Source organism: Microbacterium sp. TS-1 (assembly GCF_000509385.1).
Lineage (GTDB): Bacteria > Actinomycetota > Actinomycetes > Actinomycetales > Microbacteriaceae > Microbacterium > Microbacterium arborescens.
Window position 1 is genome coordinate 900,778 of record NZ_BASQ01000001.1, and the last position, 21,437, is coordinate 922,214.

Annotated in this window: 20 protein-coding genes; 4 read left to right on the plus strand and 16 right to left on the minus strand. The window is 70.2% G+C overall.

The features are described 5' to 3' along the window. Positions 1–13: 13 nt before the first annotated feature. The 4 genes from hisH to MTS1_RS04295 are packed head-to-tail and all read right to left on the minus strand — an operon-like array spanning position 14 to position 2,759. Positions 14–676 carry an imidazole glycerol phosphate synthase subunit HisH gene (hisH, locus tag MTS1_RS04280; protein ID WP_023951740.1) on the minus strand — a complete coding sequence of 221 codons (663 nt, stop codon included), beginning with the start codon at positions 674–676 and terminating at the stop codon, positions 14–16. Then, complete coding sequence (hisB, locus tag MTS1_RS04285) at positions 673–1,278, minus strand: imidazoleglycerol-phosphate dehydratase HisB (protein WP_023951742.1); 606 nt, start codon at positions 1,276–1,278, stop codon at positions 673–675. The genes hisH and hisB overlap by 4 nt, the downstream gene beginning before the upstream one ends. Further along, a complete protein-coding gene (locus tag MTS1_RS04290; protein ID WP_023951744.1) occupies positions 1,275–2,360 on the minus strand; it encodes a histidinol-phosphate transaminase in 1,086 nt (361 codons plus the stop codon). The genes hisB and MTS1_RS04290 overlap by 4 nt, the downstream gene beginning before the upstream one ends. Positions 2,361–2,402: 42 nt before the next feature. Then, the gene (locus tag MTS1_RS04295) at positions 2,403–2,759 is read right to left on the minus strand and encodes a LysM peptidoglycan-binding domain-containing protein (RefSeq protein WP_036304627.1); all 357 of its coding nucleotides are present in this window, start codon (positions 2,757–2,759) and stop codon (positions 2,403–2,405) included. Between the two features lie 256 nt (positions 2,760–3,015). On the opposite strand from MTS1_RS04295, the gene lexA reads away from it, so the two are divergent. Next, the gene (gene lexA, locus MTS1_RS04300; protein ID WP_023951748.1) at positions 3,016–3,681 is read left to right on the plus strand and encodes a transcriptional repressor LexA; all 666 of its coding nucleotides are present in this window, start codon (positions 3,016–3,018) and stop codon (positions 3,679–3,681) included. A gap of 78 nt (positions 3,682–3,759) precedes the next feature. Beyond that, a complete protein-coding gene (locus MTS1_RS04305) occupies positions 3,760–5,676 on the plus strand; it encodes a prolyl oligopeptidase family serine peptidase (protein ID WP_036304628.1) in 1,917 nt (638 codons plus the stop codon). 118 nt (positions 5,677–5,794) lie between these two features. Here MTS1_RS04305 and hflX read toward each other — a convergent pair whose 3' ends face one another. Continuing rightward, positions 5,795–7,312 (minus strand): GTPase HflX, encoded by a 1,518-nt coding sequence (gene hflX / locus MTS1_RS04310; RefSeq protein ID WP_023951752.1) that lies wholly within the window; start codon positions 7,310–7,312, stop codon positions 5,795–5,797. Between the two features lie 85 nt (positions 7,313–7,397). On the opposite strand from hflX, the gene MTS1_RS04315 reads away from it, so the two are divergent. Beyond that, positions 7,398–8,039 (plus strand): class I SAM-dependent methyltransferase, encoded by a 642-nt coding sequence (locus MTS1_RS04315; protein ID WP_023951754.1) that lies wholly within the window; start codon positions 7,398–7,400, stop codon positions 8,037–8,039. Positions 8,040–8,075: 36 nt separating this feature from the next. On the opposite strand, the gene dapF is transcribed toward MTS1_RS04315, so the two are convergent. From dapF to miaB, 4 genes are read right to left on the minus strand one after another with little or no spacing between them, the layout of a single operon-like run. Beyond that, positions 8,076–8,945 (minus strand): diaminopimelate epimerase, encoded by an 870-nt coding sequence (gene dapF / locus MTS1_RS04320; protein WP_023951756.1) that lies wholly within the window; start codon positions 8,943–8,945, stop codon positions 8,076–8,078. 9 nt (positions 8,946–8,954) lie between these two features. Beyond that, a complete protein-coding gene (locus tag MTS1_RS04325; RefSeq protein ID WP_023951758.1) occupies positions 8,955–9,413 on the minus strand; it encodes a GNAT family acetyltransferase in 459 nt (152 codons plus the stop codon). Next, complete coding sequence (gene miaA / locus MTS1_RS04330; RefSeq protein ID WP_023951760.1) at positions 9,410–10,420, minus strand: tRNA (adenosine(37)-N6)-dimethylallyltransferase MiaA; 1,011 nt, start codon at positions 10,418–10,420, stop codon at positions 9,410–9,412. The genes MTS1_RS04325 and miaA overlap by 4 nt, the downstream gene beginning before the upstream one ends. After that, positions 10,417–11,967 (minus strand): tRNA (N6-isopentenyl adenosine(37)-C2)-methylthiotransferase MiaB, encoded by a 1,551-nt coding sequence (gene miaB, locus MTS1_RS04335; RefSeq protein WP_023951762.1) that lies wholly within the window; start codon positions 11,965–11,967, stop codon positions 10,417–10,419. Before miaB ends, miaA begins: the two co-directional genes overlap by 4 nt. A 343-nt stretch (positions 11,968–12,310) precedes the next feature. Between miaB and MTS1_RS04340 the strand changes: the two genes are divergently transcribed. After that, positions 12,311–14,767 carry a LuxR C-terminal-related transcriptional regulator gene (locus tag MTS1_RS04340; protein WP_023951764.1) on the plus strand — a complete coding sequence of 819 codons (2,457 nt, stop codon included), beginning with the start codon at positions 12,311–12,313 and terminating at the stop codon, positions 14,765–14,767. A 59-nt stretch (positions 14,768–14,826) separates the two neighbouring features. Here MTS1_RS04340 and MTS1_RS04345 read toward each other — a convergent pair whose 3' ends face one another. The 7 genes from MTS1_RS04345 to MTS1_RS04375 form a co-directional block, all read right to left on the minus strand. Continuing rightward, complete coding sequence (locus MTS1_RS04345; protein WP_023951766.1) at positions 14,827–15,285, minus strand: regulatory protein RecX; 459 nt, start codon at positions 15,283–15,285, stop codon at positions 14,827–14,829. Positions 15,286–15,524: 239 nt separating this feature from the next. After that, positions 15,525–16,577: a recombinase RecA gene (gene recA, locus MTS1_RS04350; protein ID WP_023951768.1), complete on the minus strand. Its 1,053-nt coding sequence runs from the start codon at positions 16,575–16,577 to the stop codon at positions 15,525–15,527. 280 nt (positions 16,578–16,857) lie between these two features. Then, positions 16,858–17,082, minus strand: a complete 225-nt coding sequence (locus MTS1_RS04355; protein WP_023951770.1) for a DUF3046 domain-containing protein — start codon at positions 17,080–17,082, stop codon at positions 16,858–16,860. 15 nt (positions 17,083–17,097) lie between these two features. Further along, entirely contained in the window at positions 17,098–17,418 is a 321-nt protein-coding gene (locus MTS1_RS04360; protein ID WP_023951772.1) for a helix-turn-helix domain-containing protein, read from the minus strand. A gap of 157 nt (positions 17,419–17,575) precedes the next feature. Next, positions 17,576–18,121: a CinA family protein gene (locus tag MTS1_RS04365; RefSeq protein WP_023951773.1), complete on the minus strand. Its 546-nt coding sequence runs from the start codon at positions 18,119–18,121 to the stop codon at positions 17,576–17,578. Beyond that, positions 18,118–18,690, minus strand: coding sequence for a CDP-diacylglycerol--glycerol-3-phosphate 3-phosphatidyltransferase (gene pgsA, locus MTS1_RS04370; RefSeq protein WP_023951774.1), 573 nt, complete (start codon positions 18,688–18,690; stop codon positions 18,118–18,120). The genes MTS1_RS04365 and pgsA overlap by 4 nt, the downstream gene beginning before the upstream one ends. Before the next feature lie 17 nt (positions 18,691–18,707). Next, positions 18,708–21,428 (minus strand): DNA translocase FtsK, encoded by a 2,721-nt coding sequence (locus tag MTS1_RS04375; RefSeq protein WP_036304631.1) that lies wholly within the window; start codon positions 21,426–21,428, stop codon positions 18,708–18,710. Between the last annotated feature and the right edge of the window lie 9 nt (positions 21,429–21,437).

Sequence of the window (21,437 nt, forward strand, 5' to 3'; positions counted from 1 at the left end):
CACCAGAGGGAGACTAGTGGCGCGGCAGGGCGCCGATCCAATTGGCGAGGAGACGGATGCCGGCGGCCCCCGACTTCTCGGGGTGGAACTGCGTCGCAGACAGCGGCCCGTTCTCGACCGCGGCGAGGAACGGTGCGCCGTAGTCGCACCACGTCAGCACGGGCTCGGCGAAGGGCTTCATGACCTCGAGGCTCCAGTCCTGGGCGCCGTAGGAGTGCACGAAGTAGAAGCGCTCGTCCTCCAGCCCGTCGAACAGCGTCGACCCCGCCCCGGCACGGACGGTGTTCCAGCCCATGTGGGGCAGCACGGGCGCCTGCAGCTCGGTGACGGTGCCCGGCCACTGTCCGAGGCCCTCGGTGTCATCGCCGCGCTCCACGCCGTTGCCGAACATGATCTGCATCCCGACGCAGATGCCCAGCACCGGACGTCCCCCGGCCAGGCGCCGCTCGATGATCTCGTCGCCGCGGCTCTCGCGCAGGGCGGCCATGACGGCGCTGAAAGCACCGACTCCCGGAACGAGAAGCCCGTCGGCGTCGCGGATGAGGCCGCGGTCCGACGTCAACCGCGCATCTGCCCCCGCGGCGGCAAGAGCCTTGACCGCCGAGTGGACGTTGCCCGACCCGTAGTCGAGCACGGCGACGAGCGGCGCGCGTTCAGTCCGGTCACCCTCGGTCATAGGGCGCCCTTCGTGCTGGGGATGCCGTGCACGAGCGGATCGAGCGCCTTCGCCTGCCGGAAAGCTCGGGCGAACGCCTTGTACTCCGCTTCGGCGATGTGGTGCGGATCACGTCCGCCGAGGACGCGGACGTGCACCGTCAGCCCGGCGTTGAACGCGATGGCCTCGAACGTGTGCCGCACGAGCGAACCGGTGAAGTGCCCGCCGATGAGGTGGAACTCGTAACCGTCCGGCTCCCCCGAGTGCACGAGGTACGGACGCCCCGAGATGTCGACGACCGCCTGCGCGAGCGCCTCGTCGAGGGGGACGAGTGCATCACCGTAGCGGGAGATGCCCGACTTGTCGCCCAGCGCGGAACGCAGCGCCTGTCCGAGCACGATCGCCACATCCTCCACCGTGTGGTGCGCGTCGATGTGCGTATCGCCCGTCGCGCGCACGGTCAGGTCGGTGAGCGAGTGCTTCGCGAACGCCGTCAGCAGGTGGTCGAAGAACGGCACGGTCGTCTCGATCGTGCTGATCCCGGTGCCGTCGAGGTTGAGCTCGAGCTCGACGCTCGACTCGCTCGTGGCGCGACGGATGCTGGCCGTTCGGGGGCTGGTCATGCCTCCGAGTCTATCGAGGCCAGTGCTTCGAGGAACGCGGTCGTCTCGTCTTCCGTGCCGGCGCTCACACGCAGGCTGTGCGGGATGCCCACGTCGCGGACGAGGATGCCGCGGTCGTACAGAGCCTGCCAGGTCGCCCGCGGGTCGTCGACGCCGTCGAACAGCACGAAGTTCGTCCAGCTCTCGTACGCGTGATAGCCGAGGGCGTCGAGCGTCGCCGACATCCGGTCGCGCTGCGCGACGATCTCGTCGACCATCCGGAGCATCGTCGTCGAGTGGGAGAGGGCGGCTGTCGCCGCCGCCTGCGTCAGCGCGCTCAAGTGGTACGGCAGTCGGACGAGCCGGAGCGCGTCGATGAGCGTGGGGTCGGCGGCGAGGTAGCCCACGCGGGCGCCGGCGAAGGCGAAGGCCTTGCTCATCGTGCGCGACACGACGAGCCGGTTGCGCTCACCGAGAAGCGTCAGAGCGGAGGAGCTTTCGCGCGGTGCGAACTCCTGGTAGGCCTCGTCGACGATCACGATGCCGTCGGTGGCCCCGTACACCGCCTCGATGACGTCGAGCCCGAGGGGTGTGCCGGTGGGGTTGTTGGGCGCACACAGGAAGACGACGTCCGGGCGGAGCTCGGCGACCTGGGCTGCGGCGGAGGCGGGATCGAGCGTGAAGTCGGGTCCACGTGTCCCCGTGACGTACTGGGCGCCGGTCGCGCGCGTCAGCAGGGGGTACATCGAGTAGGTCGGACCGAAGCCCATCGCGGTGCGTCCCGGGCCTCCGAATGCCTGGAGGAGGTGCTGCAGGACCTCGTTCGATCCGTTCGCTGCCCAGATGCGATCGGGGGTCAGGCCGTGGCCGAGGTACTCGGCGAACGACTCGCGGAGGTGCGTGAACTCGCGGTCGGGATAGCGGTTGACGTCGCGCAGGGCGCGGGCTACGGCATCCAGGATGTCGTCGGCGACCTCTTCGGGAACGGGATGCGTGTTCTCGTTGACGTTCAGCGCGACCGGAAGCGGCGCCTGCGGGGCGCCGTACGGGGTGAGGCCTCGCAGATCGTCTCTGAGGGGCAGATCATCCAGACTCGGGCTCATCCCACCCATGCTAGGCCGCGCGCGCCGCTGTTGCCGCCGGAGTCAGCTCGCGGCGTACTCGGCCGGGATCGCAAGCGTCTGGCCGGCCTCGAGCTGGCCCGAGCCGAGAGCGTTCAGCCGGATGATCGCATCGACGACATCGCGGGGGTCGGCGGCGGGCGCCACCTCTTCGGCGATGGACCAGAGCGATTCGCCGGACATCACGGTCACGGTCGTGAACGAGCCGGCGGGGGCGCCGACCTCGCTTGAGGCGAGCGCACCTCCCCCCGAGAGCACGGCTGCTGTGATGGCGACGACCGCCGGAAGGGCGGCGATCGTGGCGACGACGCGGCGTCCGCGGCGCGTCAGACGCAGGCGGGTACGGGGGGCCGGTGCGAAGCGGGCATCGATCGTGGTCATGGCATCTCCTCGGGAGCGGTAGGAAGATTCGCCCCCGCCTCTCGGCCGGGAGAGACGGGTGCGAACTTCGGTTCCGAACGTATCTTCGATATTGTGTGGTGTCAACCACCCACCGAAATCGGAGACCGATCGAAGAGACACGCGGAGCGTTCCGCGATGTCGCCGTCGTATCGGGCTACCTTTTCGACAGCGAGAGCCCACCATGAACCTCCGACATCGGGTCGGGGACGGGGCGCGACGACAGGAGACCGGCGGTATGAGCGAGAAGCCGCAGACGCGACGACGCAAGAATCTGAGCGACAAGCAGCTCGCGATCCTCGAGGTGATCCAGAACGCGATCGCCCGCAACGGCTACCCGCCGAGCATGCGCGAGATCGGCGACGCGGTCGGCCTCAAGTCGCTGTCCAGCGTCACCCACCAGCTGAACCAGCTCGAGCTCAGCGGCTACCTGCGGCGCGACCCCGGCAAGACCCGCGCGATGGAGGTGCTCATCGATCTCCCGGGCACCGCCGGCGAGAACCCGGCCGACGCCGCGCCCGCCCTCGGCGACGCCGCCCTCGTGCCGCTCGTGGGCCGCATCGCGGCGGGCGTGCCGATCACCGCCGACCAGCAGGTCGAGGAGATCTTCCCGCTGCCGCGCCAGCTCGTCGGCAAGGGCGAGCTGTTCATGCTCAAGGTCGTCGGCGACTCGATGATCGACGCGGCCATCTGCGACGGCGACTGGGTCGTCGTGCGGGCGCAGGCAACCGCCGACAACGGCGAGATCGTCGCGGCCATGCTCGACGGCGAGGCGACGGTGAAGACGCTCCGCCAGCGCGACGGCCACACGTGGCTCCTCCCCCGCAACTCGGCGTTCGAGCCGATCCTCGGCGACGACGCGACGGTGCTCGGCAAGGTCGTGGCGGTTCTGCGCACGGTCTGAGGCGCCCCGGGACGGCATCCGCTCCCCACCGTCTCCCCGGTCGAGGTCGGGAAGCCAGGCCTCGCGTAGCGTGGCTGTATGTCGCAGCAGCTTCCCTATGGTTCCTGGCCCTCTCCCCTGACGGCGGCATGGGCCAGCGCGTCATCATTGCGCCTCGACGGCGCGAGCTTCGTGGGTGATGAGATCTGGTGGGGCGAGTCGCTGCCCGACGAGGCCGGTCGCGTCGCGGTCATGCGCCGCCGCGGCGATGGCACCGTGCAGGTCGTCCTCCCCGCACCCTGGAACGCCCGGTCGCGCGTGCACGAGTACGGCGGCGGAGCCTGGACGGTGTCGGATGACGGCGAGCTGTTCTTCGTCGACAAGTCCGACCAGCGCATCCGGAGCCTTCGCCCGGGCGGCGATCCCCGACCGCTCACTCCGGAGGAGACCGGCACGCACTACGGGGGCCTCCGCTGGCAGCGCGGCGTCCTTCTCGCGGTTCGCGAACGCGAACGTCCCGGCGGCACGCCCGAGCGCCACATCGTCCGCATCGAGCGCGCTGACAGCGCCGAGGTTCCCGACGCCTCGAGCGTGACCGAGCTCGCCGGCGGTAGCGACTTCGTCGCCCAGCCGGCGCTGTCGCCCGATGGCTCGCGCCTCGCCTGGGTGGCCTGGGATCACCCCGACATGCCCTGGGACCGCACGCGCATCCGCGTCGCCGACCTGGACGCCCCCCGCGGCATCCGTGACGTCGCGGGCGGCGCCACCGCCGCGCTGCAGCCCGAGTGGACCGACGACGGCGCGCTGTTCTTCGCCGACGAGCCGACCGGACGCTGGAATGTCTACCGCGTCGACCCCGCGACCGACGCCCCGCCCACGGCCGTCTCGCCCGCCGACGCCGACACGGGTGGTGGCCTGTGGGTGCTCGGCACCCGCTGGTACGCGCCGCTCGATGACGGCCGCCTGGTGGCCGTGCGCACCCACGGATCGGACCAGCTCGTGATCGTGGACCGCGACGGCGGCGCCATCCCGCTTCCCTTCCCCGCCACCGCACGCGTGCAGATCGAAGACGTCCGCGGCAGCCGCGCCCTCGTCAGCGGGGCGATGCCGGGAGGGGCGGGCCTGTGGCTCGTCGACCTGGACACCGGCGAGACGAGCGCGGTCCGCGGCGGTGCTCCGGACGTCGACGCATCGTGGATCCCGCACGCCCGGCAGCTGACGACGGAGGGCCCGCACGGCCTGGTGCATGCCTTCGCCTACCCGCCGACCAACCCCGACGTCACCGCGCCGGCCGACGAACTGCCCCCGTACCTGGTCTGGGTGCACGGCGGGCCGACCTCGCACGTGGGCGGCGCAGCCGACAGCAAGGTGGCCTACTTCACGAGCCGCGGCATCGGCGTCCTCGACGTCAACTACGGCGGTTCGACGGGATACGGCCGTTCCTACCGCGAACGGCTGAAGGGACAGTGGGGTGTCGTCGACGTCGACGACGTCGCCGCGGCCGCACGCGGTCTCGCCGACGAGGGTCTCGCGGATCCGTCACGGCTGGCGATCGAGGGAGGATCCGCCGGCGGCTGGACCGTGCTCGCGGCGCTCGTCGGAACGGATGTCTTCGGGGCGGGCGTCTCGCGCTACGGTGTCGGCGATGCGCGTGCTCTGGCCGCCGAGACGCACGACTTCGAGGCGCGGTACCTCGACGGTCTCATCGGCCCCCTCCCCGAAGCCGAGCCGGTCTACATCGAGCGATCGCCGCTGAGCCGACCCGAGCGGTTCCGGGTGCCGCTGCTGCTCCTGCAGGGCGACGAGGACGCCGTCGTGCCGCCGGCGCAGGCCGAGGCCATCCGCGACGCGCTCGTGGCGCACGGTGTGCCCCACGCCTACGTGCTATACGCGGGCGAGGGACACGGGTTCCGGCGCACCGAGACGATCGTGAACGCGCTCGAGACCGAGCTGGCGTTCCTCGGCCGGGTCTTCGGCTTCGACACCCCCGGCGTCGCACCGCTCGCGCTCGATTGAGCCCCGCGACGGCCGGTGCTGATACATCCGTCAGGCCGGTGGTGTTGGTGAGGCCTTCCACGCGCGCGGAGGACTCGCCGGCACCACCGATCGTGCAGGTGTATCGCCGCGCGCCGATTCAGACGGCGTAGGGCGCAAGCTCGGCCGCGAGACGCTCCGAGACATGCGCGTGCACGGCGGTCCCGTCCTGCTCGTGCGACGTCGCGACGATGTGGCCGCTCTCGTGCACGGCCGAGATCAGGTCGCCGCGGTCGTACGGCACGAGCGCGCGCACCTCGACGGCCGGCAGCGGCAGCGCGTCCTCGATGGCGGCGCGGAGCTCATCGATGCCCTCGCCGGTGCGCGAGGACACGAAGTGCGCCGTCGGCTCGAGCCCGCGCAGCAGCAGCCGAGCATCGTCGTCGACGAGGTCGGCCTTGTTGAACACGACGAGCTCGCGCGTCGCACGAGCGCCCACGTCGCCCATCACATCGCGGACGGTCGCGAGCTGTGCCGCAGGATCGGGATGCGACCCGTCCACGACGTGCACGATGACGTCCGCACCCGACACCTCCTCGAGCGTCGACCGGAAGGCCTCGACGAGCTGATGAGGCAGATTGCGCACGAAGCCGACGGTGTCGGTGAGCGTGAAGACGCGGCCGTCGGCGGCCTCGGCCCGGCGCACGGTGGCATCCAGCGTCGCGAACAGGGCGTTCTCGACGAGGACGCCGGCGCTCGTCAGCCGGTTGAGCAGGCTCGACTTGCCGGCGTTGGTGTAGCCGGCGATCGCGACCGAGGGGATCGTGTTGCGCCGGCGCTCCGCCCGCTTGGCCTCGCGCGACGGCGCGAACTCGCGGATCTGCTTGCGCAGCTGCGCCATACGGGTGCGGATGCGGCGACGGTCGAGCTCGATCTTCGTCTCACCCGGTCCGCGCGAGCCCATGCCCGCGCCGCCGGCGCCGACCTGGCCACCGGCCTGACGGCTCATCGACTCGCCCCAGCCTCGCAGGCGCGGGAGCAGGTACTCGAGCTGGGCGAGCTCGACCTGGGCCTTGCCCTCACGGCTCTTCGCGTGCTGGCTGAAGATGTCGAGGATGACCGTCGTGCGGTCGATGACCTTGACCTTCGCGACGTCCTCGAGGGCACGCCGCTGACTCGGCGCCAGCTCGGTGTCGGCGATCACGGTGTCGGCTCCGACCGCGGCGACGAGGTCGCGCAGCTCGGCGGCCTTGCCGCGTCCGATGTAGGTCGCGGGGTCCGGATGCGGCCGCCGCTGGAGCACGCCGTCGAGCACGACCGCGCCGGCGGTCTCGGCCAGCGCCGCGAGCTCGCGCAGCGAGTTCTCCGCGTCCTCCTGCGACCCCTGGGGGTAGACGCCGACGAGCACGACGTTCTCGAGTCGCAGCTGGCGGTACTCGACCTCGGTGACATCCTCGAGCTCGGTGGACAGGCCGGGGACGCGACGCAGCGCGGCACGCTCCTCGCGGTCCCACTGGTCGCCGTCGGTGTCTCCGTACGCGACGGTCGCCTCGTCCTGCAGCGCCTGGGCGCCGCCGAAGACGCGGATCGACGAACGCGTCTCCGCGCTCGCGAGCACGCGCTCGACCGGGTCCACCGCGATGTCGTCGTCGCCGTCGGGGGTGGTGATATGCGTCATAACTCTCTTCCCGGGATGCCCGTGCCCGGGCATCCGTGAATTCTAGTCTCCCGCCGGTACGTCCGGCTCCGATACGCTCGGATGCATGGGGAGCGATCATTACTTCAGCGCGTCCCCGTCCAGCGAGCAGAACCTCCGCCGCATCCGCGTGACCCTCGCGGGCCGTGCCGTGGAGGTCACGACCGCGGGCGGGGTGTTCAGCCCTGACCACGTGGATTCGGGCACAGGGGTTCTTCTGGCCAATACTCCGCCGGCACCGTCCGGCGGGGATTTCCTCGACCTCGGCTGCGGCTGGGGGCCGATCTCGCTGTCGCTGGCTCTGGAGTCGCCTCACGCCACGGTGTGGGCCGTCGACGTGAACGAACGGGCACTCGACCTGGTGCGACGCAACGCCGCTGATCTGGGACTCGACAACGTCAACGCCGTCCTGCCCGACGATGTTCCCGACGACGTCGTATTCCGGACCATCCGCTCCAATCCGCCGATCCGCGTGGGCAAGAACGAGCTCCACGGGATGCTGCAGCGGTGGATCCCGCGTCTGGCCGAACGCAGCGACGCGTGGCTCGTCGTGCAGCGCAACCTCGGTTCCGACTCGCTGCAGCGGTGGCTCGCCGCCACGTTCGACGACGGCTACGGCGTCTCGCGCGCGGCGACCGGCCGCGGATTCCGCGTGCTTCGGGTGCGCCGGCACGGCACTCCCCCGACGGGCGCGATCGAACTGCCCTGATCACGGGCCGGGCGTCCGGACGCCGTGGCGCTCGGATCAGTCTGCGAGGGTGACCTGCCCCGAGAACACCAGCGTCGCGGGGCCCGAGAGCAGAACGTGCTCGCCATCGGCCTGCCGCACGATCCGCACGCCCAGCGTTCCGCCCGGCACGTCGACGGTCCAGCGGTCGGGCGCGGCCGCCCCGGCCCAGTGGCGCACCGCGAGAGCGGATGCCGCCACCCCTGTGCCGCACGACAGGGTCTCTCCCACGCCGCGCTCGTAGACGCGCATCCGGATGGCCCCGACTCCGTTCTGCACGAGCGGCTCGGCCGGGACGACGAACTCGACGTTCGCGCCGGCCGACGGACGGGGCTCGAGGGTCGGCTGCACCGTCAGGTCGAGCCCGTCGAGCTCATCCTCGCCCGCGAGCGCGACGACGACGTGCGGGTTGCCGACGTCGATCCCTTGACCGGGGCGGGCGACTCCGAGCCCGCGTGCCCGGACGAGCACGTCGCCGTCGTCGGCGCGCCAGAGCCCGAGGTCGACTTCGAAGCCGTTGTCGGCGCGAGTGATCGTCTTGACGCCCGCGCGCGTGCCGATACGGAGTCCGGCCTCGACCGACGCGAGACCCGCGTCGGCGAGGTAGCGGGCGAAGACCCGCGTTCCGTTGCCGCACATCTCGGCCTTCGACCCGTCGGCGTTGCGGTAGTCCATGAACCATTCGGCCCCGGCGGCAGCGGCATCCGCTCCCTCGGGGATCGCGGACGAGCGGACGACCCGCAGCAGCCCGTCGGCGCCGATACCGACGTGGCGGTCGCACAGGGCGGCGATCTGCGCGTCGCTGAGGTCGAGCGCACCGTCCGGGTCGGCCAGGATCACGAAGTCGTTGCCGGTGCCGTGGCCCTTGGTGAACGCGAGAGTCGCCATGAGCCCAGCTTAGGCGGGGCCGCCCGGGCCATCGACGACGAGGCGCTTGCCCGCCGACCACACGGTGAACGGCTCGTACCCGAGCTCGTCGTAGAAGCCGCGCACGGCCTCGTTCTCGGGCCGCACCATGAGCTGCACCTTCGGGCACCCCATGGCCTCCAGCAGGCGCTCGGCCTCCGCGACGAGCATGCGCCCGACGCCGAGTCCGCGGTGCGAGGGGGCCGAGGCCAGGTAGTAGAGCCAACCGCGGTGACCGTCGTACCCGGCCATCACGCTGCCGACGACGGCTTCGGTCGTCCCGTCGTCAGGCTGATCGACCGCTACGAGGAACAGCTCGGGCTGAACCGTCAGCTTGCGCCTGATGTCGGCGCGCGGGTCGTTCCACGGTCGCGTGAGACCGGCCGCGTGCCACAGCTGGACGACCGCGTCCTCGTCGGCGAGCGCGAATGCGCGCACGGTGATGCTCATCGTTCCTCCCCTGTCGACCGGGGCGCTCCGTCACCCGGCGCGGCCGCCCCGTCGACGACGGACGCCGCGTCGACCTCGCGGGCGTCGACCCACCGCACCTCGTCGTAGCGCTTGAACCAAGAGACCTGCCGGCGCGCGTAGCGCCGCGTGAGGGCCTGCGTCTGCGCGATGGCCTCTTCCTCGCTCAGGTCCCCGCGCAGCTGCGCGAGGGCCTGCGCGTAGCCGATCGCGCGCCCCGCCGTCACTCCGCGCTCGAGGCCCTGCCGCCGCAGCGCCTCGACCTCGTCGAGCAGCCCGGCGGCCCACATGCCCTCGACACGCGCGTCAAGCAACGGGACCAGCTCCTCGCGCGGCACCGCGGTGCCGATGATCCGGGTCCGGGGCGACCAGAACACCGGTGCCTCGGGCAGCGCTCCGCCGTGGGTACGTCCGCCTTGAGCCAGCACCTCGAGCGCGCGCACGACCCTGCGGCCGTTCCGCGGATCGATGCGATCGGCCGCGGCCGGGTCGGCGGCACGCAGGCGCGCGAACAGCGGCCCCGCGCCGAGGCGTTCGAGCTCGTCCTCAAGGCTCGCGCGCAGCCGTTCGTCGCGCGGAGGGAAACGGAAGTCGAACAGCACGCTCGATGCGTACAGGCCGGAGCCACCGACGAGGATCGCGTCCGCGCCCCGGCCGTGGATCGCATCGATCGTGCGTCGCGCGAGCTCCTGGTACCACGCGACCGCGGCCTCCTCCGCGACGGCGAGCGCATCGAACAGATGGTGCGGGATGCCGCGGCGATCCGCCTCGGGGATCTTCGCCGTGCCGATGTCCATGCCGCGATACAGCTGCATCGCATCGACGTTGACGATCTCGGCGCGGCGTCCGCGGGCGGCGAGCTCTTCGGCGAGATCGAGGGAGAGACCGGTCTTGCCGGTGCCGGTCGCACCGAGGATCGCCCACAGGGTCGGCGGCCCGGCATCCTCGCCGTCGCGGTGGCCGGGGGCCCGGCCCGGAGCTGCGGTCACACGCCGACGCGCAGGGACGGCAGACCCAGCGAGACGGAGCGCGGGCCGCCATCCGACGCGGCCGGAGCCGGCACACCGCACGACTCGGCCAGCGAACGGTCCCACGCGTCACCGGCCCGGGTACGGCGGACACGCAGCGGTGAGCCGTCGGTGCTGTCGGCGAGCAGATGGAACGGCGCGGCATGCGTGACGGTCACCGTCACGACATCCCCCGGCCGCGGCGTCTCGGAGCCGTCGGGCACCTCGAAGTGCACCAGGCGGTTGTCCTCCGCGCGCCCGGTGAGTCGGTGCGTCTCGGCACCCTTCTTGCCTTCGGCCGACGAGACCAGCACCTGGACCTCACGACCGAGCTGCTTCTGATTCTCCTCGAGGGCGATCCGGTCCTGCAGTGCGACGAGGCGTTCGTAGCGCTCCTGCACGACCGCCTTCGGCACCTGGTCAGGCATGGTCGCGGCGGGTGTCCCTTCTCGGATGGAGTACTGGAAGGTGAACGCGCTCGCGAAGCGGGACTGCTCGACAACCCGCAGGGTGTCTTCGAAGTCGGCGTCGGTCTCGCCGGGGAACCCGACGATGATGTCGGTCGAGATCGCCGCGTGCGGAATGCGCTCGCGCACACGATCGAGGATGCCGAGGAACTTCGAGCTGCGGTACGACCGGCGCATCGCTTTCAGGATGCTGTCGGAGCCCGACTGCAGCGGCATGTGCAGTTGCGGCATGACCGCCGGGGTCTCGGCCATCGCGTCGATGACGTCGTCGGTGAACGCCGCCGGATGCGGGCTGGTGAAGCGGATGCGCTCGAGACCGGGGATCTCGCCCGCCGCGCGCAGGAGCTTGCCGAACGCCTGGCGGTCGCCGAACTCGACGCCGTAGCTGTTCACGTTCTGGCCGAGGAGGGTGACCTCGATCGCCCCGTCGTCGACCAGCAGACGGATCTCGTTCAGGATGTCGCCGGGACGACGGTCCTTCTCCTTGCCGCGCAGGTGCGGCACGATGCAGAACGTGCACGTGTTGTTGCACCCGACCGAGATGGACACCCAGCCGCTGTAGACCGAGTCGCGCTTCGTCGGGAGAGTCGAGGGGAAGGTCTCGAGCGATTCGAGGATCTCGAGCTCGGCCTCGCCGTTGTGCCGCGCGCGCTCGAGCAGGCCCGGAAGAGCCCCCATGTTGTGGGTCCCGAACACGACATCGACCCAGGGCGCCTTCTGCTGCACCGCGGCCTGATCCATCTGCGCGAGGCAGCCTCCGACGGCGATCTGCATACCGTCGCGCTTGTCCTTGCGCGACTTCAGGTGCCCGAGGGTGCCGTACAGCTTGCCGGCCGCGTTGTCGCGCACCGCGCAGGTGTTGATGACGATGACGTCGGCCTCGGTACCGGGATCAGCCGGGAGGTATCCGGCGCTCTCGAGCGAACCCGACAGGCGCTCGGAGTCGTGGACGTTCATCTGGCAGCCGAAGGTGCGCACCTCGTACGTGCGCGCGCGGCCGTCGGCGGTGCGCGCCGCGAGCGACGGCGCGATGAGAGTGGGTGCGCTCGAGGGAGTCGACATGATTCCCTCATTCTACGATCGGCTGTCCGGAATCCCGCCGATTCACCTGTGCGCGCTCGTCCGCCCCCGGCCATCTGCACACCGCGGAGGCGAACTCAGAACCAGCTCAGTAGCCGCTCCGCGATTGCTCATTGGCACCGCTCTCACGGGCTGGCTAGGTTGAGCAGGGACAGCGTGAAACCGGGGGGAGCATCACGGGACCATGATGGACGATCGATTCGGATGGCCGACGTCGGGAAAGACGGGCAGAACGGCCTCCTCCACAGCGCAGCGCGACGTCCTCATCGGGGCAGGCAGAGATGCGCGCGCCTTGACGGACGCGTTGATCCGAGGCGCATCGACCGTGCTGGTCGGTCCTCTCGGGTCGGGCAAGACCTTCCTGATGCAACACGTCGCCGAGGCGCTCGCCGCCCGCTCGGTGTCGCCGGTGATCCTCCGAGGAGCAACCGCACTCGCAGACGTCGAGTACGGGGTCGTGAACGCCTCATCCGACCCCCGGGCGTCCGAGCTGCGGCAGGGCACGCTCGAGCGCAGGGTCGTGCTCATGGTCGACGACGCACAGCATCTCGATTCCGCGTCCGCCGAGGCCGTCGCGCGTGCGGTCCATCGCGGGCAGGCGGCGATGCTCGTGGCGCTCTCCGAGCCGCGGATCCCCTCTCTCGAGCTCGACACGGCGGGTCACCTTCTTGCCGATCTGTGGCTCGATGGGACGGCCGAACGGCTGGACCTCGGCGGTTTCACCCCGGAGGAGGGATCACGCCTGTTCGCCGAGTTCACGTCGAACCAGACTTTCGACGGTGTGACCCGCGCAGCGATCATCTGGCAGGCCGACGGTTCTCGCCTATTGCTTCGCGCCCTCGCCGATCACGCTGTCGACGCCGTCTCCCGCGGCGAAGATCCGATACGCGCGATCGACGACGCCCCGCCCAGCAGCAAACTCGCCGCAGCTCTGAGCGCACACATCCGCGGCGTCGATGACGCCGCCCTCCAAGCACTCGTCCTGGTCGGCCACGCGCCGGGCATCACCTTCGGCGACGCGGCGAGATTCGTCCCGACAACCGTCCTCCATCATCTGCGAAGCGCAGGCATAGTGCAGGACGACCGCAGCCTCGCACACCGCCTGACCGCCAATCGCGCGGTCGCGCGCGCAGCCGCGCGCGCGACCGGTGCGAGCCGAGCCGAGGCACTCGTCCGCGAAGCGACCGACCGCATGATCGAGGATGGCGGTCAATGGTGGAATGGACCGCTGGCGAGGCTGATCGCCGAGCGATGGATACGCGAGTCGGGCAGTCCCGCTCGCCTCGCCGACGTGTCCGCCGATCTGATCGTGCGCGTACTCGCCGATGCCGCACGCCTCGCCAACGACGAGGGTGATGCCGGGTCGGCCGCAGCATACGCCGCCTGGGCGGGCGAGCACGCCTCCACGCCGGTCCTCGCGCTCGAAGAGGATCTTGCTCACGTCGTGCTGGGGGCGAAGCGCACCAGTCACCTCAACCTGCACGCGCTCCCCTCCCATGGCCAACGGAGGACGCTCACCGCCGCGGTGACGCTCGCACTGCAATTCGACAGCTCCCCCCGCCCGCAGACCGACGCCGTCGTGGCGGCAGAGTTCACCGTCGACAGCGCGCTCGCCGATGCACGCGACGCCATCAGCAGGATGGAGATCGAACGAGCCGACGGCGTTCTCCGGTCCGTCCGGGAGCACCCGGATCTCGACCACGCCGACCGGATCGACATGGAGCTGCTGGCCGCGAGTGTGTCAGCGTACCTGGGCCGCGAACAGGACATGCGACGTCAGCTGCGGTCGGTCGAGTGGCTGCTGCGCAGCGGCGGACGCCGCGGCTCGGCCGCAGAACTGCTCGCTGCTCGCTGCCGGGACCTCGCCGCGCGAACGACGGCCGGGGTCGACGACACCGACGTGCTCGTGCAGCTGGACGCCGAGCGTCGCCTCGCAGTGCACACCGGTGACACGAGTCTCGCGCTGGCAGGCGTCGCCTCCGTGCTCACGCTCCTCCGGCGGGGGCACGTGCTGGAGGCACGCATCGAGCTTCTCGCGGCTCTCCGACGCAGCCCGATCAACGGGGGCGAGGGGCAGGGCCTCATCGTCCTCGAGACCGCGCTCGGACTCGCCTTGTACGGGCACGTCAGCGAGGCGCGACACCTCATGGACTCGTTGGCACCGCTCGAAACCCCGAGCCCGTTGTTCGCGCACATGGAGCACGCGACGCGCGCCACGATCGAGCTCGCCGAGGGCCGATGGGATGACGCTCGACGGTCGGCTGCCCAAGCGTGGGTCATCAGCGGCCGCACCGATGCCGTCATGCTTCAGACCCGGACGCTGCACCGCCTCGTCGTGGTCGGGCATCCGGACGCCGGCGCGGCGCTGCACGATCTGCGTGCGCTGGTCAGCGACATTCCGTCCGATGCTGCACGGATGATTCTGGCGAGCGCCGAGCAAGCTGCTCGGAGCAACGAGATGACAGTCCCGGCGGCGCTCCTTCACCTGCGACTCGACCTCTGCCCGCCGCAGCTCCTCCCCGACCTGGCCACGCACGGATTTCCCGATTCCGCGGAATCACAGAGCACACTCACCCCGCGCGAGCTCGAGATCGCCGAGCTCGTGCACCGGGGCCTCTCGAACCGGCAGATCGCGAACGCCCTCTTCCTGTCGGTGCGGACGGTCGAGTCCCACATCTATCAAGCGCGCTCCAAGATCGGGGCTCGAAGTCGCCAAGATCTCGCGGCCCTCATCGCTGCGGACGACCGGGACCACCAGAACTTCCGCCGAACGTGGGGGTGAACCGCCGAAACCACGATCCTCGCGCTTCCCGCCGAGCCGGACCCAGCTTCGTGTCGCCCTCAGGTCAGCTCTGACAGCGCCTGACGGGCGGCGTCGAGTGCCACCGAACCCCGAAAACCACGCCGGGCCAGCTGCCCGTGCAGGCGCCGCAGGGCGACATCGTGGTCGAGATCGGACATGCCGCGGGCGCGCTGCCGAGCGAAATCGAGCGCGCGCTCGGCCTCGTCGTCGGGTAGCGACGCCATGGCGATGTCGATGACCTCGCGGTCGAGGCCGCGGCGGGACAGAGTCTGGGCGATCGCGGTGGCGCCCTGCGCCTTGCGCCCGAGCGCCCCATCGAGCAGCTGCTCCGCCAGCCGACTGTCATCGAGATAGCCGTTGTCGAGGAAAGCGGCGATGACCGCCTCCGCCTCAGCGTCGGCGAGATCCGCCTCGCGCAAGACGTCGCGAGCTTCGCGCACGGACAGTGACCTGCCCCGCAGGCGTTTGAGCAGTGTGCGCTCGGCACGTGCGCGCACGTCGGATTCGTCAGCGGGCCTCACCGCTGCCGGCTCGCGAGGAGCCGATCGAGTTGCGGGCGACGGATCGGAGGCGACTGTTCGCGGCTCGGTGGTCCAGGTGGTGTGCCAGCTCTGGCCGCTCTCCGGGGCCGCCGCGCTACGCGGGCGAACCTCTGACCGAGCGGCATCCGCTTGCCCGAAGAGCGGGATGACGGGGGCGAGGCGCTCGGCCTCGCCCCCGCCGTGATCCGTCCTGCTCACGCCGGGCGGCGCGCCGCGAGCTCGTCGGCCTCGGGCGTCGCGGTCGCGGCGGGCTGACCGATGCCGAGCTTCTGCTTGATCTTGTTCTCGATGTCTGCGGCGATGTCGACGTTCTTGATCAGGAAGTTGCGCGCGTTCTCCTTGCCCTGACCGAGCTGCTCGCCGTCGTACGTGTACCAGGCACCCGACTTCTTGACGATGCCGTGTTCGACGCCGAAGTCGATCAGGCTGCCTTCACGGGAGATACCGACCCCATAGAGGATGTCGAACTCGGCCTGCTTGAACGGCGGCGCCATCTTGTTCTTCACGACCTTGACGCGCGTGCGGTTGCCGACGGCCTCGGTACCGTCCTTGAGCGTCTCGATACGGCGGATGTCGAGGCGGACGGAAGCGTAGAACTTCAGCGCCTTACCACCGGCCGTCGTCTCGGGCGAGCCGAAGAAGACGCCGATCTTCTCGCGCAGCTGGTTGATGAAGATGGCCGTCGTCTTGGTCTGGTTCAGGCCACCCGTGAGCTTGCGGAGGGCCTGCGACATGAGGCGCGCCTGCAGGCCGACGTGGGAGTCGCCCATCTCGCCCTTGATCTCGGCCTCGGGAACGAGCGCCGCGACGGAGTCGATGACCACAAGGTCGATCGCGCCGGACCGGATCAGCATGTCGGCGATCTCGAGCGCCTGCTCACCGGTGTCGGGCTGGGAGACCAGCAGCGCGTCGATGTCGACGCCCAGCTTCTGCGCGTAGGAGGGGTCGAGCGCGTGCTCGGCGTCGATGAACGCGGCGATACCGCCCGCGCGCTGCGCGTTGGCGATGGCGTGCAGGGTCAGCGTCGTCTTACCGGACGACTCCGGACCGTAGATCTCGATGATCCGGCCGCGCGGGAGCCCCCCGATGCCGAGGGCCACGTCGAGGGCGATCGATCCGGTGGGCACAACCTCGACGGGTGCGCGCTCGTCGGAGCCGAGGCGCATGACCGAGCCCTTTCCGAACTGACGGTCGATCTGGGCGAGGGCCGATTCGAGGGCCTTCTCGCGGTCAGCGGGTGATGGCATGGCGTGCTCCTTATGCTCGCGTTTCCGACGCCTGTAGGCTGTCGCGCTCCCGGCAGGGCGCCGGGATGCTGCGACAAGGCATGGTGTGTGTCTCTCGACGCTGTCCACGGTACGGAGGGCCTCCGACATCGGTCGACGACCGGCCCGTATCCGGGGAACCTCGACGGGAGGAACCACCTGTGCAGGACACTACGCTCGTTTCGAACAGATATTCGACGACACGCCGAAAGATCACGACCGACGTCGAACACACGAGGACCGAGATGCCCGCGACGGGGAGTCAGCGCTCTCGCGGATCCAATCGACCGACGCCGTAACGCCGGGACTCCGGCACGTCTGCCTCGACGCACAACGCCAACCAGACGGCACGCGGTGACTCGCCCGCATCGAGAGCCTGGCGCGCGGTGCGATCGCCGAGCGGTCCCAGAGCGAGGTCATCGATCAGCGCCGGACCGCGACCGCCGAACTCCGCCGCGACGGCGCGATCGAACTCACTGCGACGCATGGGAGGGAGCGCTGGTCAGTGCAGCGAGAGCTCGGGGGCGACGAGATCGCCGTCGAGCCCCGCGATGTCGTCGGGAACGACATCCGACAGAACCGGGAGTCCCTCGAGGACGGAGATGCGGTCGCCGACTTCGCGCATGATGCTCGAGATCGGAACGTCGAGCGCTTCGGCGACGGAAGCGAGGATCTCACTCGAGGCCTCTTTCTGGCCGCGCTCCACTTCGCTCAGGTACCCCAGTGCGACACTCGCACGGCTGGCGACCTGTCGCAGCGTACGACCCTTCTGCAGGCGGAGGTCACGCAGAACGTCGCCGATCTCCTGTCGAACCAAGATCATCTCGGACCCCCTCCTTCGTCGTGGTGCTCGCTCGTCCCGGGTGGACAACGGTATCTCATCAGCACGTCACCCTAGCCCGCTCCCGCTGTGGGTCGCATGAGAGTTGACACGCGCTGCTCACGATGACAAGAACGACGGCCGCGCCGTGCGTATTCCGTCACAACGCGTCGAGCGCCAATCGGATCGCACGAGCCGTGGCCTCCGCGCGGATCTGCGCCCGATCGCCTTCGAGCTGCAGGCTCTCGATGCGCACGCCCAGCGCGGTGGCGACAGCGATGTGCACCGTCCCGACAGGCTGTCCGTCCGGAGACCCCGGGCCCGCGATTCCAGTGGTCGCGATGCCGACATCCGCCGCCGCATCCCGGGGGCCGAGCGCCACCCGAGCCCCCTCGGCCATCTGGCGCGCGACCCGAGGGTGGACCGCACCGTGAGCTTCCAGAAGCGCGCCGTCGACATGCAGCAGCCGTTGCTTCAGCTCGGTCGCATAGGCCACCACTCCCCCGCGCAGCACAGCCGATGCCCCCGAGACGGCCACGAGCTCCGCGACGACGAGCCCGCCCGTCAGCGACTCGGCGACGGCGAGCGTCCAGCCGAGTTCGCCCAGTCGGTCGATGAGCCGCTCCGCATCCGTGCGCCGGCCGGTCGAGACGAGGGTCGACTCCAGTTCGTCGGGCAGGTCGTGCACGTGCTCGCGTGCCGTCACGATGCCGCTCCGCTTCGCCGAGCACCGCGGACGGCCGTGATGACGTAGTCGATCCCGCTCGCGACGGTCAGCAGTACCGCGATCCACATCGCGATCGTGTTGACGATGTGGACGCCGTCGCCGAAGACCGTCCACAGCGGAAGGAGGGCGAGCGCGAGAGCGACGGCCTGCGCGACCGTCTTGAGCTTGCCCATCCACGCGGCGGCCACGACATGGTCGCCTGCCACGATGAGCCGGTGCACGGTGATCCCGAGCTCCCGCACGAGCACGACGATCGTGACGGCCCAGGGCAGCTCTCCGAGCAGCGACAACCCGATGAACGCAAGGCCCGTGAGGACCTTGTCGGCGATCGGGTCGAGCAGCTTCCCGAGGTCGGTGACGATGCGGTACTTGCGTGCGAGGTACCCGTCGATGCCGTCCGTCGCGATCGCGACGATGAAGAGCACACCGGCCCACCACCGCAGGGCCCCGTCGGATCCGCCGTCGACGAGAAGCAGCCACAGGAAGACGGGCGCGCACAGAATGCGCACGATCGTGATCGCGTTGGGCAGTTGCCTGGGGATCGCCACGGAGCCGAGCCTATCCGTCAGTCGCGCCCGGTGAGACCCCAGGCGTCCTCGGAGGCGTCGTCACCGTCGACGACCTCGAGCCCCTCGAACTGCGCTTCGACCGGGTCGACGGGTGCAGCGGCCGAAGCCGCAGCCGGCGCGGGCGGGTCTTCTCCCCGCAGACGCGCGAGGACGGCCGGAAGCTGGTCGGGAGTGACGAGGACATCGCGCGCCTTCGACCCTTCCGAGGGGCCGACGATCTCGCGCGACTCGAGGAGGTCCATGAGGCGCCCGGCCTTGGCGAACCCAACGCGCAGCTTGCGCTGCAGCATCGAGGTCGAGCCGAACTGCGTCGACACGATCTGCTCGGCGGCGGCGAGCAGAAGCTCGAGGTCGTCGCCGATGTCGGCGTCGATCTCCTTCTTCTCGGCGACGGCGGCCACGTCGGAGCGGTACTCCGGCTGCGCCTGGCCCTTGACGTGGGCGACGACCTTCTCGATCTCGGACTCGGCGACCCAGGCCCCCTGAACGCGGATGGCTTTCGACGTCCCCATGGGCAGGAACAGGGCGTCGCCCTGACCGATCAGACGGTCGGCGCCCGGCTGGTCGAGGATGACTCGCGAGTCCGTGACGCTCGTGACGGCGAATGCCAGTCGCGACGGCACATTGGCCTTGATGAGCCCCGTCACGACGTCGACGGACGGCCGCTGGGTCGCGAGCACCAAGTGGATGCCGCTCGCTCGCGCGAGCTGGGTGATGCGGACGATCGAGTCCTCGACGTCGCGCGGAGCGACCATCATGAGGTCGGCGAGCTCGTCGACGACGACCAGGAGGTAGGGGTACGGCTTCAGCACGCGCTCGCTGCCGGCCGGCAGCTGGATCTCACCCGCGACGACCGCCTTGTTGAAGTCGTCGATGTGACGGAACCCGAACGACGCGAGGTCGTCGTACCGCATGTCCATCTCCTTCACGACCCACTGCAGCGCCTCGGCAGCCTTCTTGGGGTTCGTGATGATGGGGGTGATCAGGTGGGGAACGCCGGCGTAGCTCGTGAGTTCGACGCGCTTCGGGTCGATGAGGACCATCCGGACGTCGCTGGGCTTCGCCCGCATCAGCAGGCTCGTGATCATCGAGTTCACGAAGCTCGACTTACCCGACCCCGTCGAACCTGCCACCAGGAGGTGGGGCATCTTGGCGAGGTTGGCCACGACGAATCCGCCACCGACATCCTTGCCAACCCCGATCGTCATCGGGTGCGTCGACGAGGTCGCCGCATTGGAGCGCAGCACGTCGCCGAGCGTGACGATCTCGCGGTCGGTGTTGGGGATCTCGACGCCGATCGCGCTCTTCCCGGGGATGGGCGCGAGGATGCGCACCTCGTTCGAGGCGACGGCGTATGCGATGTTGTTCGTCAGCGCCGTGATCTTCTCGACCTTGGTGCCGGGCCCGACCTCGATCTCGTACTGCGTGACTGTCGGCCCACGTGAGAACCCGGTGACCTTGGCGTCGATCGAGAACTGCTCGAAGACGCCGGTGATGGCACGCACGATGGCGTCGTTCGCCTCAGACCGCGTCTTGGCGGGTGTGCCTGCGCCGAGCGCCGCGACGGCGGGCAAGCGGTACGGCGTCGCCGGGGGCTGGCCGTGGAAGTCGCCGCCGAGGCCGGTGAGCCCGGGCAGCTCGTCGATCTCACCGGTGTCGTGGTCGTCGCGCACGGCAGTGTCGGCCGGGCGCCCCGAACGCGCCGCGGTGGCGGCCCGCTCGATGACGCCGGGGTCGATGATCTCGGTCGGCGCATCGGGAAGCGGGGGCGGAGCGGCCACAGCCTGCTCGAACCCGCCGGCGACGGAGCCGGCTACCGATGGTCCGAGGAGCTCGGTGAGATCCTGCGATGCGCTGCTGTCGTCGGGATCCTCCTCGCGCCCGCTCTTGTTGCGACGCCACCAGGGCAGCGCGTCGTCGTCGTCGGCATCCTCGTCCGCAGCCGGCGCCGCCTTCTTGCCCTTCTTGGGCGAGAACGCAACCGTGGGGGCTTCGCCGTCGGGGTCGGCGACGGGACGCTCGGCCCCGAACATCCAGGCGTACAGGTCTCCGAGGCGACTGCCGATACGGTTCGGCGGCGTCTTGGTGAGGATGAGGATGCTGAGAACCGTCACGAGCCCCAGGACGGCAGCGGCGCCGTACGCCGTCAGGATGGTGAGCGGCTCACCGACGGCCCATCCGAACAGACCGCCTGACGCGCTCAGCTGAAGCGCGCCGGCCTTCGGCTCGGGACGCGCACCGAAGACGTGGCAGAAGCCCGCAACGGAGAGGATGAACAGCCCGAATCCGATGCCGATGCGCCCGTTGTCGTTGACCGAAGCGGGATGCCGGAACAGCCACCCCGCGAGGAAGAGAAGAAGCACCGGCATGATGAACGCCTCACGACCGATGAGGAAGCCCACCGTGTACGCGCTGACGAGCGTTCCGGCCTCGGTCCCGATGAGGAACCACTCGACCGCGGCGCCGGCGATCGCGAGGAGCACGAGCAGGAACGGCAGCCCGTCGCGGCGCTGGTCCTTCTCGAGCGTCTCGGGACCGAACGCGCGGAACATCCCGCCCGTCGCGTGGGCGAGGCCCATCCATGCGCGCGCGATGACCGGCGGCCGCTCGGACTCGTCCACGTACCGCTTGGGTGTCGGTTCGCTCTTCCGGGCGCGCGAGGTCGAGGTCTTCGCCGGTGCGCGGCGTCCGGAGGGCGCGTTCGTGCTCCTGGCCATTCCTCCACG

Coding starts and splice junctions, on each gene's coding strand:
- hisH (WP_023951740.1), bottom strand. CDS start 676: ATGACCGAGGGTGACCGGACTGAACGCGCGCCGCTCGTCGCCGTGCTC.
- hisB (WP_023951742.1), bottom strand. CDS start 1,278: ATGACCAGCCCCCGAACGGCCAGCATCCGTCGCGCCACGAGCGAGTCG.
- MTS1_RS04290 (WP_023951744.1), bottom strand. CDS start 2,360: ATGAGCCCGAGTCTGGATGATCTGCCCCTCAGAGACGATCTGCGAGGC.
- MTS1_RS04295 (WP_036304627.1), bottom strand. CDS start 2,759: ATGACCACGATCGATGCCCGCTTCGCACCGGCCCCCCGTACCCGCCTG.
- lexA (WP_023951748.1), top strand. CDS start 3,016: ATGAGCGAGAAGCCGCAGACGCGACGACGCAAGAATCTGAGCGACAAG.
- MTS1_RS04305 (WP_036304628.1), top strand. CDS start 3,760: ATGTCGCAGCAGCTTCCCTATGGTTCCTGGCCCTCTCCCCTGACGGCG.
- hflX (WP_023951752.1), bottom strand. CDS start 7,312: ATGACGCATATCACCACCCCCGACGGCGACGACGACATCGCGGTGGAC.
- MTS1_RS04315 (WP_023951754.1), top strand. CDS start 7,398: ATGGGGAGCGATCATTACTTCAGCGCGTCCCCGTCCAGCGAGCAGAAC.
- dapF (WP_023951756.1), bottom strand. CDS start 8,945: ATGGCGACTCTCGCGTTCACCAAGGGCCACGGCACCGGCAACGACTTC.
- MTS1_RS04325 (WP_023951758.1), bottom strand. CDS start 9,413: ATGAGCATCACCGTGCGCGCATTCGCGCTCGCCGACGAGGACGCGGTC.
- miaB (WP_023951762.1), bottom strand. CDS start 11,967: ATGTCGACTCCCTCGAGCGCACCCACTCTCATCGCGCCGTCGCTCGCG.
- recA (WP_023951768.1), bottom strand. CDS start 16,577: ATGCCATCACCCGCTGACCGCGAGAAGGCCCTCGAATCGGCCCTCGCC.
- MTS1_RS04355 (WP_023951770.1), bottom strand. CDS start 17,082: ATGCGTCGCAGTGAGTTCGATCGCGCCGTCGCGGCGGAGTTCGGCGGT.
- MTS1_RS04360 (WP_023951772.1), bottom strand. CDS start 17,418: ATGATCTTGGTTCGACAGGAGATCGGCGACGTTCTGCGTGACCTCCGC.
- MTS1_RS04375 (WP_036304631.1), bottom strand. CDS start 21,428: ATGGCCAGGAGCACGAACGCGCCCTCCGGACGCCGCGCACCGGCGAAG.